The sequence below is a fragment of the Microbacterium sp. DWRC1-3 genome, assembly GCF_049896645.1.
GTDB classification, from domain to species: Bacteria; Actinomycetota; Actinomycetes; order Actinomycetales; family Microbacteriaceae; genus Microbacterium; species Microbacterium maritypicum.
In genome coordinates this window covers 761281-777031 of sequence record NZ_JAFCUS010000002.1, presented here as the reverse complement: position 1 = coordinate 777031, position 15751 = coordinate 761281, and the positions used below count along the sequence as shown (strand labels likewise).

At 70.2% G+C, this 15751-nt stretch carries 13 protein-coding genes; 6 read left to right on the top strand and 7 right to left on the bottom strand.

Annotation, left to right across the window (positions count from 1 at the left end; all coding sequences use genetic code 11):
* From ACP699_RS16410 to ACP699_RS16400, 3 genes are read left to right on the top strand one after another with little or no spacing between them, the layout of a single operon-like run.
* Window positions 1–372: a YrdB family protein gene (locus ACP699_RS16410; RefSeq protein WP_055870560.1), complete on the top strand. Its 372-nt coding sequence runs from the start codon at window positions 1–3 to the stop codon at window positions 370–372.
* 24 nt (window positions 373–396) lie between these two features.
* Window positions 397–1761: an FAD-binding oxidoreductase gene (locus tag ACP699_RS16405; protein ID WP_426172333.1), complete on the top strand. Its 1365-nt coding sequence runs from the start codon at window positions 397–399 to the stop codon at window positions 1759–1761.
* A complete protein-coding gene (locus ACP699_RS16400; RefSeq protein ID WP_055870554.1) occupies window positions 1754–2161 on the top strand; it encodes an NUDIX hydrolase in 408 nt (135 codons plus the stop codon). Before ACP699_RS16405 ends, ACP699_RS16400 begins: the two co-directional genes overlap by 8 nt.
* A gap of 25 nt (window positions 2162–2186) precedes the next feature.
* On the opposite strand, the gene nagB is transcribed toward ACP699_RS16400, so the two are convergent.
* The 5 genes from nagB to ACP699_RS16375 form a co-directional block, all read right to left on the bottom strand.
* Complete coding sequence (gene nagB / locus ACP699_RS16395; RefSeq protein WP_426172330.1) at window positions 2187–2966, bottom strand: glucosamine-6-phosphate deaminase; 780 nt, start codon at window positions 2964–2966, stop codon at window positions 2187–2189.
* A complete protein-coding gene (locus ACP699_RS16390; protein WP_174799539.1) occupies window positions 2959–3924 on the bottom strand; it encodes an ROK family protein in 966 nt (321 codons plus the stop codon). The genes nagB and ACP699_RS16390 overlap by 8 nt, the downstream gene beginning before the upstream one ends.
* 43 nt (window positions 3925–3967) lie before the next feature.
* Window positions 3968–5155, bottom strand: coding sequence for an ROK family transcriptional regulator (locus tag ACP699_RS16385; RefSeq protein ID WP_055870549.1), 1188 nt, complete (start codon window positions 5153–5155; stop codon window positions 3968–3970).
* Window positions 5156–5234: 79 nt separating this feature from the next.
* On the bottom strand, window positions 5235–8507 hold the full coding sequence (locus ACP699_RS16380) for a family 20 glycosylhydrolase (protein WP_426172327.1): 3273 nt from the start codon (window positions 8505–8507) through the stop codon (window positions 5235–5237).
* Window positions 8498–9715: an alanine racemase gene (locus tag ACP699_RS16375; RefSeq protein ID WP_426172325.1), complete on the bottom strand. Its 1218-nt coding sequence runs from the start codon at window positions 9713–9715 to the stop codon at window positions 8498–8500. The genes ACP699_RS16380 and ACP699_RS16375 overlap by 10 nt, the downstream gene beginning before the upstream one ends.
* A gap of 25 nt (window positions 9716–9740) precedes the next feature.
* Between ACP699_RS16375 and ACP699_RS16370 the strand changes: the two genes are divergently transcribed.
* Both ACP699_RS16370 and ACP699_RS16365 read left to right on the top strand, forming a co-directional pair.
* Window positions 9741–10145: a RidA family protein gene (locus ACP699_RS16370; RefSeq protein WP_017828337.1), complete on the top strand. Its 405-nt coding sequence runs from the start codon at window positions 9741–9743 to the stop codon at window positions 10143–10145.
* Between the two features lie 108 nt (window positions 10146–10253).
* Window positions 10254–11741 (top strand): L,D-transpeptidase family protein, encoded by a 1488-nt coding sequence (locus ACP699_RS16365; RefSeq protein WP_235562603.1) that lies wholly within the window; start codon window positions 10254–10256, stop codon window positions 11739–11741.
* A gap of 182 nt (window positions 11742–11923) precedes the next feature.
* Here ACP699_RS16365 and ACP699_RS16360 read toward each other — a convergent pair whose 3' ends face one another.
* Complete coding sequence (locus ACP699_RS16360) at window positions 11924–14143, bottom strand: NADP-dependent isocitrate dehydrogenase (protein WP_218682715.1); 2220 nt, start codon at window positions 14141–14143, stop codon at window positions 11924–11926.
* Window positions 14144–14319: 176 nt separating this feature from the next.
* Between ACP699_RS16360 and ACP699_RS16355 the strand changes: the two genes are divergently transcribed.
* Complete coding sequence (locus ACP699_RS16355; RefSeq protein ID WP_055870534.1) at window positions 14320–14778, top strand: GNAT family N-acetyltransferase; 459 nt, start codon at window positions 14320–14322, stop codon at window positions 14776–14778.
* Window positions 14779–14876: 98 nt separating this feature from the next.
* Here ACP699_RS16355 and ACP699_RS16350 read toward each other — a convergent pair whose 3' ends face one another.
* Window positions 14877–15695, bottom strand: a complete 819-nt coding sequence (locus ACP699_RS16350) for a hypothetical protein (protein WP_055870530.1) — start codon at window positions 15693–15695, stop codon at window positions 14877–14879.
* Window positions 15696–15751: the final 56 nt, after the last annotated feature.

Below are 15751 nucleotides of genomic sequence, written 5' to 3'. Positions count from 1 at the left end.
ATGCCCTCGGATCCCGCTCCTGTTCCCGGCGTCGAGCGTCCGGTCATCACCGCTCTCGACATCGTCCGCGCCGTCGTCCTCGTCGTCGCCGTGGCCTCTCTCGCTCTGTGGGGCTTCGCGAGCTGGGATCTTCCCTGGAACATCGTCATCGGTGTCGGAGCGCCCGTCGTCGTGATCCTGGTCTGGGCGCTGTTCCTCTCGCCGCGCCCGGTGCTGCGTGTGCACCCCTTCCTGCGCGCAGCCGTCGAGCTGCTGATCTACGTCGGCGTCACGATCGCGTGGTGGTCGATGGGACAGGCACTGATCGGCACCGCATTCGCCCTCGTCGCCGTGGTCGCCGGCGTGCTCAGCGGTCGACGCGCGCTGTCGTGAGGTTCCCCTCGTGAGCGCACTGTCGTGAGCGTCCTGTCACTCCTGCAGGAGTCCCTCGGCGCGCTCGTCGACACCGATGAGGCATCGCTCGAGGAGGCCAGAGCAGATCGTTCCGGCCACGCCGCTGCGGGGCGACCTCTCGCCGTCGTCCACGCCGAGCGTGTCGAAGACGTGCAGCAGACCATGCGCATCGCGACGGCCACGCGCACACCGGTCGTGGTTCGCGGCGCCGGTACCGGACTCGCGGGAGCCGCGAACGCCGGGGCGGGCGAGATCGTGCTGTCGCTGCGGCGGATGACCGCGATCAGCGAGATCCGCCCGGACGACCTGCTCGCCGTCGTCGAACCGGGCATCCTGAACGCCGACCTCAATGCCGAACTCGCCACGCACGGTCTCTGGTGGGCTCCGGATCCCGCCAGCCGCGACATCTCCACCGTCGGCGGCAACATCGCCACGGGCGCCGGCGGTCTGCTGTGCGCCAAGTACGGAGTGGTGCGCGACGCGGTGCTCGGCGTCGACCTCGTCCTCGCCGACGGCCGGCTGCTGCACCTCGGTCACCGCAGCGTCAAAGGCGTGACCGGCCTCGACCTCACCGCCTTGATCGTCGGCTCGGAAGGCACGCTGGGCGTCGTGGTCGGAGCCACCCTCAAGCTGCGCAGACTCGTGCCAGGCGAGACCTGCACCGTCACCGCGACCTTCCCCGGAGTACGCAGCGCTGCTGCAGCCTCCGCCGCCGTGACGGCCGCGGGCGTGCAGCCGGCGATCATGGAGCTGATGGATGCCGCCAGCCTCGCGGCCGTGCACGCCCTGCTCGCCCTCCCTGTCCCGTCTGCGGGCACGGCCCAGCTGACCATCCAGACCGATGGGCCGGCTGCCGCTGAAGAGGCGGACACGATCGCCGCGATCCTGCGCGCCCACGACGGCGAGACGGTCGTCTCCCACGACCGTGTCGAGGGAGAGCGCCTCCTCGCCATCCGGCGGTCTATGCACGCGGCGATGGCCTCGCTGGGAACGACGCTGATCGAAGACGTGTCGGTGCCCCGCAGCGCCATGCCGGCGATGTTCGAGGAGATCGCGCGCATCGAACGCGAGTACGGCATCACCATCCCGACGGTCGCCCACGCCGGCGACGGCAATCTGCACCCGAACTTCATCTTCGACGGGCCGGAGACCCCGCCGCACGTCTGGGCGGCCGCCGATGATCTCTTCCGCGCCGCGATCCGCCTCGGGGGCACCCTGACGGGCGAGCACGGCATCGGCGTCCTGAAACGCCGATGGCTCGTCGATGAGCTGGGCGATGACCAATGGCAGCTTCAGCGTCAGATCGCCGCCGTGTTCGATCCCCTCGGCATCCTCAACCCCGGAAAGGTGTTCAGCCTCGATGCCTGACATCCATGTGAGCGCGGCCGTGATCGTCGACGAGGCCGGACGAGTGCTCGTGGTCCGCAAGCAGGGCACGAGCATGTTCATGCAGCCGGGCGGCAAGCCCGAGGCCGGCGAGTCCGCGGCGCAGACGCTGATCCGCGAGCTCCACGAAGAGCTGGGGCTGGAGCTCGACGAAGCTGATCTCCAGCCGCTGGGCTCTTTCGTGTCCGCGGCCGCGAACGAGCCGGGTCACCGCGTCATCGCCGAAGCGTTCGCGACGTCCGTCGATCCCCGGGCGGTCACGGTCCAAGCCGAGCTCGCCGAACTGCGCTGGATCACCCCGGACGACATCGCCACACTCCCGCTGGCGCCCCTGAGCGTCGAGCACCTGCTCCCGATCGCCTGGCCCGCGTCGGCGGGCTGAGCGCGGGCCAGGCGTCGGGCAGGTGTCAGATGCCCTGCCAGGAAGGCTTGTTCGCGAACGTGTAGCGGTAGTAGTCCGCGAGCGCGAGGCGCGAAGCTGCGGCTTCGTCGACCACGATCGTCGCGTGCGGGTGCAGCTGGATCGCGGAACCGGGCAGCAGCGCCGTAAGCGGACCCTCGACCGCGCCGGCGACGGCTGCGGCCTTCCCCTCGCCGAAGGCGAGCAGCACCAGGTGACGCGCCTTCAGGATCGTCCCGAGCCCCTGCGTGATGCAGTGCATGGGCACGTCGTCGATCGAGTCGAAGAAGCGGGCGTTGTCCTCGCGGGTCTGCTCCGTGAGCGTCTTCACGCGAGTGCGCGATGCGAACGACGATCCGGGCTCGTTGAAGCCGATGTGCCCGTCCGTGCCGATACCGAGGATCTGCAGGTCGACACCGCCTGCGGCGTCGATGGCCGCTTCGTAGTCGTCGCCGGCGTGCTGGATCGTCGCCTGCGCGCCGTTGGGGACATGGATGCGCTGCAGGTCGAGTCCGAGCGGCTCGACGACCTCACGCGTGATGACGGAGCGGTAGCTCTCCGGGTGCGCGGGGTCGATGCCGACGTACTCGTCGAGGGCGAAGCCGCGCACCTGGGAGACGTCGCGACCCGCGAGCTGGGAGCGGAGCGCCTGGTACACCGGCAGCGGGGTCGACCCGGTCGCGAGGCCGAGGACCGCGTCGGGACGACGGGCGATCAGCTCCACGATCTCGGTGGCGACCAAAGCGCCGGCGGCCTCGGCATTCTCGACGATGACGACCTCAGCCATGCGGAACGATCTCCTTCTCGGTGATGGAGGCGCCGACCAGTGCGGCGCCGAATGCGGCGGCGGGAGACCCCGCCGGGAGCAGTTCGATTCTCTCATCCAAGCGGAGCGACCGCATGAACGGTGACGCCTCGGCGCCGGCGTGCAGCGCCGCGCGGATGCCGTTCTCGAGCCGGTCACCGAGAGCCGTGAGCCCTCCCCCGATGACCACCGTCTCGACGTCGGCGGAGAGCACGAGCACGCGCACGGCGGCTGCGGCTCCGTGGTACAGGTCGTCGCGAAGCGAGAGCGCCAGCGGATCGCCGGCGTCCGCCGCGTCGAAGATGTCCCTGATCGGCAGCGCACCCGGGCGTCCCCAGGCCTTGGCCAGAGCACCGCCGCCGCAGAAGGTCTCGACGCATCCGTGCTGTCCGCAACCGCACAGGCGTCCGTGCGGGTCGACGGAGAGATGACCGACCTCGCCGGCCGTTCCCCGAGCGCCACGCCAGATGCGCCCATCGATCACGATGCCGGCGGCGACGCCCGTTCCGAGGTTCAGATACGCCATGGAGCCGGCGATCCCGCTCAGCACCGCAGCGCCGAGGGCTGCGGCCTTCACGTCGTTCTCCACCCGGAAGGGCACGCCGAGCGCGCGTTCGGCCTTCTCGGCGAGGTCCAGGGACTCCACACCGAGGTTGACCGCGTGATCCACCCGCCCGGCCTCGGCGTCGACGAGCCCCGGGATGCCGATGCCGACGGAGCCGACGTCGGCGAGGGGGAATCCGCTCTCGTCGGCGAGCGCCGTCACGGCCATCACGATGCTCTCGACGACGGCGTCATCGCCCCATCCGGTGGGTCGTCGCAGCCGTCCGCGGATGTGACCGGAGGGGTCGACGGCCACCGCGTCGATCTTGGTGCCGCCGACGTCCAGGCCCACTCGAATCTGCCGACCGGAGCGGTCGGCCGTGTCTGCACCCGTCATCGGATGTCGCTGCCCGTCGTGCCGGTGCGGGTGGAGGTGACGGTCACGACACTCCCAGCTGCCCGGAGAGCACCATGACCGCGGCTCCCCGCAGGACGATGTCCTCCTGGTGCGTCAGGCGCACCACGACGTCTTCGAAAACACCCTCGAGGGTGCGAGCGTGCAGAGTCTCGATCGCGGCATCGATCAGGATGCCGTCGAGCAGATCGGCAGGTCCGGAGAGCACGACCTCGGAGAGGTCGAGGGCCGCGACGATCGGAGCGATGGCGATCGCCATGCGCGTTCCGGCATCGCGGAGGATCTCGTCGCGCGCATCGGGTTCCGCCGCGATCGCCGCACCGAGGCGGCTGACGCTGAGCCACGCCTCGAGACAGCCGTCCTTTCCGCACGCGCAGCGGGGTCCGCCATCGGTTCCGACGACCACGTGCCCGATCTCGCCCGCCGCGAAGCGGCTGCCCAGCAGCGGCTGGCTGCCGGTGATGAGGCCGGCTCCGACGCCCTTGCCGATCTTGATGAGCATGAAGTCGGCTTTCGCATCGCCGAAGGTGTACTCGGCGAGCACCGCCGCGTTGGCGTCGTTGCGTGCGAGCACTGGCAGGTCGAGATCGACGCCGAGCTTCGCCTCGAGCGGGAAGTTCGTCCAGCCGAGGTTGGGAGAGCTGAGGACGAGGCCGTCAGGGCGCACGACACCCGGGGTGCCGATGCCCACGCCGAGCAGCGGTTGGGTGGATGCGGCGACCAGGGTCTGCGCGAGCTCCCGGAGAGCTGCGTACGCCGCCTCGCCGTCGGGCGACTGCGGACGCGGCACCGCACGTCGTTCGAGCACGTCGCCGTCGAGGCTCAGCACCGCGCCGGTGAAGGCGTCGGGTCCGGAGAGATCGAGACCGACGATTTGGTGACCGAACCGGTCGATGTCGATGAGGATGGGCGGCTTGCCCGGGCCGACGGCCTCGCGCACGCCCATCTCGATGACGATCCCATCGGCGATGAACTCGGCGACCAGGTCGGAGATGGTGACCCGGGTGAGCCCCGTCTCCCGGGAGAGGTCGGCGCGACTCATCGCCCCTGCGTGGTACAGAGTCTGCAGGACCAGGGCGCGGTTGTGACCGCGGGCGTGCTCGGGCAGCACCTTGGATCGCGAGCGCAGGTGGCGCCCTGGGCCGAAGGCGTGCGCATTCGCACCGACGTACTCTGACGGCGATGCGGAACGCTGTTCATCCGAAACGGACATGTTTGTTAGTAGACCTTACGAACAAAAATTGCGCAACCTCCGCTCGCGGACGCGCGAGGAGGGTTACCGAAACGTTACATTACTTCGGGTCGTCGGCGACGACCGTCTTCGAGCGCTCGATGAGACGCTCCACGAGCCCCGCGACGATCTGCTCCCGAGCCTCGATCGTGAGTGGCTTCCCCGGCACGCCGGGGCGGCGCTGTCCGGGCTCCGGCCCGTCAAGGGGACGATACCGCACCCCTGCCGCGGCGAGCCGGCGCAGGTGCGTCGGCAGACGCCGTCCGAAGTCGGCATACGGCGCGGCGTCCCCGCCCTCCCAGAGCCTCTCGGCGATCGCCGACAGACGCGGGAACATCGCGAAATCGACGCGATCCCTGGACGGCAGATGCTCGCTCCACACGTTCGCCTGTCCCCCGACCGCGCCGTCCTCGACGCGCAACGTGTAGGCGCGCTCGATCGACAGCGGCGGGCCGACCCTGATCGGCTCCTCCTCCGAATCCGACTGCGGGTAGTCGAGGTACACCTCGAGATCGGGGCACGCCACGACCTCGATGCCACGACGGAGCGCCTCGCGCATCGCGGCGGGACCACGCCACGCGAGGATGCGCACCCCCTCGGGGACATCCCCCTCGAGGACCTCGTCCCAGGCGAGGGCGACGCGACCGCGGGCACGGACGTGCGCGACGAAGTGCGCCGTGAACCACGGCTGCACGTCGTGCGGCGTGTCGAGCCCGAGCTGTCGCATCCGCTCGGCGGCCGCGGGGCTCTGGGCCCACTCGGTCACCGGCACCTCGTCGCCGCCGATCCCGATCCACTCCGAGTCGAACACGTCGCACAGGGCATCGATCGCCGCCCGCCCGAACGCCAGCGCGGCATCCGTCGGAGCGAGGGTGCGGGGGTTCACCCCGAAGCGCTCCCAGGCGGAGAGGATCGGCTCCCCGACGTCCACGTTGCCGAGTTCGGGGTAGGCCGCCAGGCCCGCCTGGATGTGCCCGGGAAGCTCGACCTCGGGTAGCAGGGTCACGAATCGCTCGCGCGCGTAGGCGACGAGCTCGCGCAGCTGCGCGGTCGTGTAGAAGCCCTCGTGCACGCCGACCTCGACCGTCGAGAGCGGCCCGTGCCCGAGCTGCGTCGCCTCGCGGCGCGCGCCCACCTCGGTGAGCCGAGGGAAGCCCGGCACCTCGAAGCGCCAGCCCTGATCGTCGGTGAGGTGAAGATGCAGGACGTTGAGGTGATGGTCGGCGAGCAGATCGATCAGACGGCGGACGTCGTCGACCGTGCGGAAGTGCCTGGCGACGTCGAGCATCGTCCCGCGCCAGTTATAGGCGGGCGCCCCCTCCCAGACGCCGGTGGGGATCACCGCCGTCGAAGCCTCGGGGTCCCTGAGCTGTCGCAGCGTGGTGACGCCCCGGAACACTCCGACCGGACTCGCCCCCCTGACCTCGATGCCGGCGCCGCTCACGCTCACGCGGAAGGCTTCATCGGCGATACGGCCCGCCGCTGCGGCCTCGGCACCGAGGGTCTCGTCCACGCACAGACGGATCGGCGGCAGCTCGGTGTCGCCTCCTCCCCCGCCGCCGCCCAGCCGCGCCACGGAGGCGGCGAGATCGGCAGTGGCGAGGATCGGCGTCCGGGCCGTCCACACGAAGGCGGGAAGGGCCGGATCGATCACGGCCTCGACACGAGGTACCGTCGCGCGGTGCGCAGGCGGCGGCATCCGCAGCGCACGTCCGGGGGTGAGGCCGGTCACGTCCCCGTCCGACAGCACCGGCACGCCGCCGACCAGCACCTCCACGATGCCGCTCGGGGCGGTGAGAGGCGCCTCGAACGTCGCCCCCGCCGCGACGGTCTCCGGGTCGAACAACACCAGGTCGGCGGTCGCCCCCTGTCTGACGATTCCGCGAGGAGCGTCGCCGCGATCCAGCCCCAGCCGCCTCGCCGGCGTCCCGGCCAGGTGACGGACGGCCTCCTCCCAGGTGAGGATGCCGAGCTCACGCACGTAGTGCCCGAGGTACCGCGGGAACGTGCCGCGCCCACGCGGATGCGGCCGGGCGCCGATCAGGATCCCGTCGCTGCCACCCGAGTGCTGCGGGTGGCGCATGATCGCGCGGACGTTCTCCTCGTCGCCGATGTGCATGAGGATGCCCGTGGCGCCGGCGTCCTCGAGGATCGTGTCGAGCACCACGTCGACGGCACGGCGACCGGTCGTGGTCGAGATCTCGGCGATCGTGCGTCCGACGAGAGCGGCGAGGGCGGGGTTCGCCGTGCCGGAGATCTGGATCTGCGTCCAATCGGCCTTCTCGCCGTGGAAGCCGTCGCAGCCGATCTCCTCGAGCTCCACGCGCACGGCTTCCCTGCCTGCGGCGTCGAGGGCTGCGATGGCCCCCAGCAGATCGCCGCCCGCTGCCAGCCGGCTCGGCAGCAGCGCGGAGAGCGTGGTGGCGCCGGGGAGGTAGGGATAGGTGTCCAGCGTCACGTCCACGCCGTCCGCGATCGCCTCATCGATCAGGGCCAGCAGTTCCTGCGCGCGACCCCGGTTCGGGGCGAAGTTCATGGTGGCGTGCGTGAGATGCACCGGGCAGCCGGTCCGACGTCCGATCTCGAGCGCCTCCCGGTACGCCTCGAGCGCCGCGCCCCCGTAGCTGCGCGTGTGCGGCGCCCAGTATCCGCCGCGTTCGGCGACGACGCGGCACAGGGCTTCGAGCTCCGCCGTGTCGGCGTACATCCCCGGGGTGTAGGTGAGGCCGCTCGACATGCCGAACGCTCCCGCATCCAGTGCCTCTCCCAGCAGATCGGCCATCGCGGAGATCTCGGTCGACGTCGCGGGACGGTTCTCATGACCGACGACCATCATCCGCAGATTCCCCTGCGGGACGAGGACCGCAGCGTTCGCGACGGCCGCGGCGTCGATCGCCGCGAGCAGATCGTCCATCGTCCGCCACGGTGCCTGTGCAGGCATCCCGTTCCACCCGGCGATCTGCGCCGGAATGACGGCGGCCGCGGCATCATCGAGGGGTGCGTAGCCGAGACCGTCCTGGCCGAGCACCTCTGTCGTGACGCCCTGGCGGATCTTCGCATCGTGCGCCGCACCGCTCAGCACGGCGAGTTCGCTGTGCGCGTGCATGTCGATGAAACCCGGGGCCAGCATGAGCCCGGAGGCCGCGATCTCCACGGCGCCGTCGGGGAGTTCGAGCTCGGACCCCTCCGCGCCGTCGGGGAGGATCGCGACGACTCTCGCCCCCTCCACGGCGACGTCGGCGACGTACCGCGGCGCCCCCGTGCCGTCGATGACGGTGGCTCCGCGATAGACCCGTACGAGCCCGGCCGCAGCCTTGTGCGCGCTCAGAAGCATGTCGCGACCGCTCCGATCACCCGGGGGTCGGCGGCGTCGGGGTCGTCGATCACCGCGACCACCCGCCACTTGTCGAAGGCCGTGCAGGGGTGCGAGAGTCCCAGCCGCACGACATCGCCGACGGCGACCGTCGCATCGTCCGCGACACGCAGGAACGCGTGCTGATCGTTCAGCGCGGTGACCTCGCCCGCGACGCTCTGCGGAGCAGGCAGGTCGAGGTCGAACGGCACGTCGCGTCGGCCCGCATCGAGCAGCGCGAGGCCGTCCTCCGGCTGGGACACCACTCGTGACCAGGCGTGCATCGCCGAACGGAGCGGCGCGGTCCCGGTGAGCGGGCCGAACGGGGACATCCGGGAGTAGAAGCCGTCGTCGTGGATCTGGAAGGCACCGGAGCGCAGCACGACATCGGCCTCGGCTGCCGCCTCGGAGAGCACCGCTGCGGCACGATCGGGGAAGGAGCTGCCACCGGCGCTGAGCACCGGGCGCACATCGTCGGGATAGTCCAGGCGCGTGTGCAGTTCGACGAGCGTCCGCAGGTACGCATCGACGGCGGCGACGGAGGCCTCGCTGCGGTCCGGACCGAACGGCCCTTCGTATCCCGTGACACCCGCGAGCCGCAGGCCGGGCGCGGCGGAGAGGGCCTGCGCGATCCGCACTCCCTCCTCCACGGTGCGCGCCCCGGTACGACCGTGCGCCCCGCCGAGCTCGACCAGCACATCCAGCGGCCGCGCGGCGTCGCGCATCTCCTTCGCGAGGATCGCGACACCTGCGAGCGAGTCCGCCCAGCACAGCACGCGCAGTCCTTCATCGGCGGCGAGCAGCTCTCCCAGCCGCCGCACCGCGGCCGGGTCCGTGACCGCGTTGGCGATCAGCACGGTCGAGACGCCGGCGTCGATGGCCACCTCGGCCTGCCAGGGCGTGGCGACCGAGATCCCCCAGGCACCGGCGTCGAGCAGCCGCTGCCAAAGTGCGGGGGCCATGGTGGTCTTGCCGTGCGGCGCGAGCAGCACCCCCTGCTCCCGCGCCCAGGCGAAGACGGTCTCCTCGTTGTGGGTGAGGGCGTCCTCGTGCACCGTCAACACCGGGGTGACCAGGTCGGAGAGGTGCAGATCGGCGTCGGCCACCTCCGAGAGTCGGAGGCCCGCAGCACGCGCCGGGAAGCCCTTCGTCCAGGCGCCGAGAACGGGATCCGGAATTTGTAGAGGCATCTAACAAGGCTACTAGGCTGGCGGCATGACCGCGAAGATCCGAGTTTCCACCGACGCCGCTCCCGCCCCCGCCCACACCTTCTCGCAGGGGATCCGCAAGGGCCCGTTCGTGCAGGTGTCCGGCCAGGGTCCCGTCGACCCGAAGACGAACGAGTACCTGTTCCCCGGTGACGTCGCCGCCCAGACGACCCGCACCCTGGAGAACGTGAAGGCGATCGTCGAGGCATCCGGTGCGACCTTCGACGACGTGGTGATGCTGCGCGTCTACCTGACCAAGCGCGAGGACTTCCCGATCATGAACGATGCCTACGGCGCCTTCGTGACCGCGCACACCACGAATGGGGTCCTGCCCTCGCGCACCACCGTCTTCACCGGTCTGCCGCGCGAAGAGATGCTGGTCGAGATCGACGGCATCGCCATCATCGACTGACGGGCCTGATGCGGGGAGGCACGTTATCACGGACCGTTGCCTCCCCGTTACCTCCCATCCCGTACCATTGAACGTCAGGACACGTTTGAGAGCCGGGGGGTGAAGTTCGTGACCGATCTGATTTCTGCGCCGGGCGCAGCCGAGGCGCAGAGAGATGACTCCGCGCCCACCGCAGTACTCGCACCGACGGGAGCTCCCACGGAGACCGTCCCGCCGTCCACCGGCGAACAGCCCCTCGCCTGGGCCCCCATCGAACCGTCACCCAAGAAGCGCCGCCTCGGCCTCTGGATCGGGCTGGGTCTCGGCGTCATCGCGATCGGTGCGGGCGCGGCCTCCATGATCCTCATCGCGCCCGGCACCACGGTCGCGGGCATCCCCGTCGGATGGATGACCCCGGGCGCCGCGGCCGACACCATCAACGCCCACCTCGCCGAGACCGAGGTCACCCTCACCGGCGAAGGAGAGGGCACCGTGCTGACCGGCACCGACCTCGGTGTGAACGTCGACGCGACGGCTCTCGCCGACACGGCCTTCGCCGAGCACCCGCTCTGGAACCTCGGAGCCTGGATGGGCGACCCCGTACCGGCGGAGATCGCGTTCGATTCCGAGAAGGCGACCGCGGCACTGCGCGCCGCAGTGCCGACGAGCTTCGACGACCCCGTGGACGCCGGCGTGGTCTTCGACGCCGCCAGCGGCACCTTCGTCATCACCCCGTCGGAGACCGGCACCGGGATCGACGTCGCCGGCCTCAACGCCGCCTTCACCGAGGCGGTCGGCGACGGCCGCACCACGCTCGAGTACTCGGGCGACGCCGCCACGGCCCAGCCCGCCGTCTCCGACGACGACGCCACGGCCACCGCGTCCACACTCAACACGATGCTCCCGGCCGTCGGCTTCTACGTCGGCGAGGAGCGCACCGTTCCTGTCGATCCCGCCGTCGCCGCGTCCTGGCTCTCGGTCGTCGACGACGACGGCCAGCTGCGCATCGAGGCCGACCCGCAGGCGATCCAGGCCACCGTCGATGGTCTTCCCGCTCTCGTGGACCGTGCTCCGGTCAACGCGACCAACATCGTCGATTCCGCCGGAAACGTGCTCCGCGCGGAGCAGGAGGGCGTCGCGGGCCGCGCGCTCGGCGACACGTCGGACGTCGCGGACCAGTTCGCCGACAAGCTCGCGGCCGGCGACGGCACGTTCGCCCTCACGGTCACCGAGACCCCGTTCGAGACGGTGAGCCTGTTCCGCCGCATCGACATCAACTTGAGCTCGCAGCGGGCCGTCCTCTACGAGAACAACGAGGTCGTGAACTCCTGGGCCGTCTCCACCGGCCTCCCCGGAACGCTGACCCCCACCGGCAACTTCAAGGTCTTCGCGCACACCCGCATCCAGGACATGGGCTGCTACGAAGGCGCTCCGTACTGCACGGAAGACGTTCCCTGGATCACGTGGTTCGCCCCGAACATCGGATTCCATGGCACCTACTGGCACAACAACTTCGGCCAGCGCATGAGTCACGGCTGCGTCAACCTGCCGATCGACCTCGCCAAGTACGTCTACGACTGGTCTCCCCAGGGCCTCGAGGTCTCCGTCCACTACTGACGATCGCTCCTCCCCCACCGTCCTGTGAACGGAGGGAGGAGAGCGCCGTCCAGCGGCGCTCCTGACGGCGGCACGGTTCCGAAGTCGGTGTGCCCTCCGCTGACGGCGCCAGGCCGTCTCCCGGAGCCGCCCGGGTACGAAGAAGGGGGCGGATGCCGCAGCATCCGCCCCCTTCTCTCGCGTCAGCGCAGTGCGTCGACGATGCCGTTCAGCGTCGCGGAGGGACGCATGACGGCCTCGACCAGCGCGTCGTCCGGACGGTAGTAGCCGCCGATCTCGACCGGCTTGCCCTGCACCGCGTTGAGCTCGGAGACGATGGTCTCCTCGTTCTGCGCCAGCGTGGCGGCGATCGGCGCGAAGGCGGCGGCGAGCTGGGCGTCCTTCGTCTGCTTCGCCAGCTCCTGAGCCCAGTACAGGCCCAGGTAGAAGTGGCTGCCGCGGTTGTCGATCGTGCCCAGAGCACGGCCGGGCGAACGGTCCTCCTCGAGGAAGATCCCGGTGGCGGCATCCAGCGTCTCGGCGAGCACACGGGCCTTGTCGTTGCCCGTGCGGTCGGCGAAGTGCTCGAGCGACGCGGCCAGCGCGAAGAACTCGCCGAGCGAATCCCAGCGCAGGTAGTTCTCCTCGACCAGCTGCTGCACGTGCTTGGGTGCGGAACCGCCCGCACCGGTCTCGAACAGCCCGCCGCCCGCGAGCAGCGGCACGATCGAGAGCATCTTGGCGCTCGTGCCGACTTCGAGGATCGGGAACAGGTCGGTCAGGTAGTCGCGCAGCACGTTGCCGGTGACCGAGATCGTGTCGAGCCCGTGGCGCATGCGTGCGAGCGTGTAACGCGTGGCCTCCTCGGGCGCGAGGATCGTGATCGTGAGGCCCTTGGTGTCGAGCGTCGCGAGACCCTGGTGCACCTTGGCGATGATCTGCGCATCGTGCGAGCGGTTCGCGTCGAGCCAGAACACGGCGGGGTCGCCGGTCGCCCTGGCGCGGGTCACCGCGAGCTTGACCCAGTCCATCACCGGGATGTGCTTGGTCTGCGTCGCGCGCCAGATGTCGCCCTTGCCGACCGTGTGCTCGATGAGCACGGTCCCCTCACCGTCGAGGACCTGCACGATGCCGTCTGCGGCGATCTCGAAGGTCTTGTCGTGGCTGCCGTACTCCTCGGCCGCCTGCGCCATGAGCCCCACGTTGGGGACGGTGCCGATGGTCGCCGGGTCCAACGGGCCGTTCGCGATCACGTCGTCGATCACGGCCTGGTAGACGCCCGCGTACGACGAGTCGGGGATGACGGCGAGCGTGTCCGCCTCTTCGCCCTCCTTGCCCCAGAGCTTGCCGCCGTTGCGCACCAGTGCGGGCATCGATGCGTCGACGATCACATCGCTCGGCACGTGCAGGTTCGTGGTGCCCTTGTCGGAGTTCACGTACGACAGACGCGGCCCCTCGGCGATGGCCTTGTCGAAGGCGGCGGCGATCTCCGCGCCGTCCGCCACGTTGGCCAGACCCGAGAGGATCGAGCCGAGACCGTCGTTGGCGCTGAGTCCGGCTGCGGCGAGCTTGTCACCGTACTGCGCGAACACATCGGCGAAGAACGCCTTCACGACGTGACCGAAGATGATCGGGTCGCTGACCTTCATCATGGTCGCCTTGAGGTGCACCGAGTACAGCACGTCGTCGGCCTTGGCCTGGGCGAGCGTCTCGGCGAGGAAGGCGTCGAGCTCCTTGGCCGAGAGGAACGTCGCGTCGATGATCTCGCGCGGCAGGACCTTGAGGCCTTCCTTCAGCACGGTGACCGTGCCGTCGTTCGCCGTGTGGCGGAAACTCAGCACGTCGTCGTGGGCGGCGACCCAGGAGCGCTCGTTGTGCTTGAAGTCATCGTGACCGAGTGTCGCGACGCGGGTCTTGGATCCCGCGGCGAACGGCTTGTTGCGGTGAGGGTGCTTCCTGGCGTAGTTCTTCACCGCGAGCGGGGCACGGCGGTCGCTGTTGCCCTCGCGCAGCACCGGGTTCACGGCGGAGCCCTTGATGCGGTCGTAGCGCGCGCGAACGTCCTTCTCCTCGAGGGAGGACGGCTCGTCCGGGAAGTCGGGGATGTCGTAGCCCTGCTTCTGGAGCTCGGCGATCGCCCCCTTCAGCTGCGGGATGGAGGCCGAGATGTTCGGCAGCTTGATGATGTTCGCCTCGGGGAGCGTGGCGAGACCGCCGAGCTCGGCGAGCGAGTCGCCCACCTGCTGCTCCGGGGTGAGCTTCTGCGGGAAGGCGGCGAGGATGCGGCCGGCCAGCGAGATGTCGCGGGTCTCGACCTCGATGCCGGCCTGGCCGGTGTATGCCTGGATGATCGGAAGGAACGAGGCGGTGGCGAGCGCCGGTGCCTCGTCTGTGTGCGTGTAGATGATGGCGTCGTCGGTCACCGGGAGGTTCTCCGTTCACGGGGCTATTTGTCTCGATACCAAGATACCTGAGCAGGTCTGACGCCGTGGCCCCGGCCTGCGACCGATGGCCGTTCGGATGTCGACGAACGGCCACAGCACGGCGAAATGTTCCCCTGAAACGTGTCCGGTGCGCCCGGAGGGGTTAGCCTGGGTCCATGTCCGAACTGCGCATGGTCGAACTCTCCGCTGCGACGATCGTCGCCGTGAACAACCTGTCGCTCAAGCCCGGACAGGAGCAGTTCCTCGCTCCGGTCTCGTACGGGATCGCAGCGACCGTCATCAACCCGCAGACCTCCTGGCAGCGGGTGATCCTGGATCGCAACGAGGTCGTCGGCTTCGTGAGTGCCAACTTCGACGCCGAAGCACCGGAGGAGCACTTCCGCTCCGTGCTGTGGCGCATCAACGTCGACGCCGACGACCAGGGCCGCGGTGTCGGCCGGTACGCCGTCGAGGCGCTCGTCGACGAAGCCCGCGAACGCGGCGTAGACCACGTCAACGTGATCTACGAGGCCGGCGAGGGCGGGCCGGAGACCTTCTTCCACCGCGTCGGCTTCACTCCCGTGGGCGAGACCGCCTACGGCGAGGTCATCGCCGAGATCCGCGTCACGACCTAGACCGGGCGGCGGGGTCTCGAATCCCCTCCCCCATCGAGACCTCGTCGCCCTTCACAGTGCTCGAGGGGAGCGCTCTCACGCGGTCGCGCGCCTGGGCGTCAGGGGCGATCGTCCGGCTTGCCGCCGGGCTTGCGACGGCTCGTCCACGACGACAGCGCCGCGGCGGCAGCGCCCGCCGCCCGATCGATCGCTTCGGCCGAACGGTTGAGCATGTCCTGCGCGGCGTCCTGCCACGCCGCCGCCTCCGGCGCCTCCCCTGCCTGCACCTTCGCAGCGTGCTCTGCCGCCTCGAAGGCGCGCTCCAGGTCGGCGACGGCATCGCGATAGGCGGCGAACTCCGCCGGGGTGATGCGCCCGGCTGCCGCGCGGCGCATCTCTGCCGCGTGACCTGCGGCGCGGAGGTATGCCGCCGTCTGCGGATGCTTCACATCGGTCATCGCCGGGTAGGAGATCTGCAGGGCGGGGTCGGTCTCGTACCGCATCCACCGGACGGTCACGGCCTCATGCGCGGCGTGCAGACGCTCCAGGGGGCGAGGCTCCGATGCCGAGGGCACCGCGGCTCTCGCGGCGTTGAGGCGGACCTGACGCGCGCGCACATCCGCCGAGGCGGCCTTCGCATCGCGCTCGCGCTCCTTGAGCATCCGTCGCGCTCCCGCCACCTGTTCGGCGGTCGCGCGCTGAGCGGCCCGCTCCGCGGTGACGCGAGCCAGGTCGGCACGCGCGATCTTCCACGCGGTGCGTCGCTCGGCCGCAGCCAGCTGCGCCTCCCTGAGGTCGTGACGCGCGGCGTCGACCGCGAGGCGGCGTCCGCTGACCGTGCTGTTGCGACGACGTATTCCCATCACACCCACCGTCCCCGCGGCGACCGCAGTCGGCGCGATCCACCACCACTCGGCGACGAGCAGCAACGGGTCCATACCTCGATGCTACCCACGCGCCGCGCTCGACGCTCACCCACGGGTGCTCGCCCACC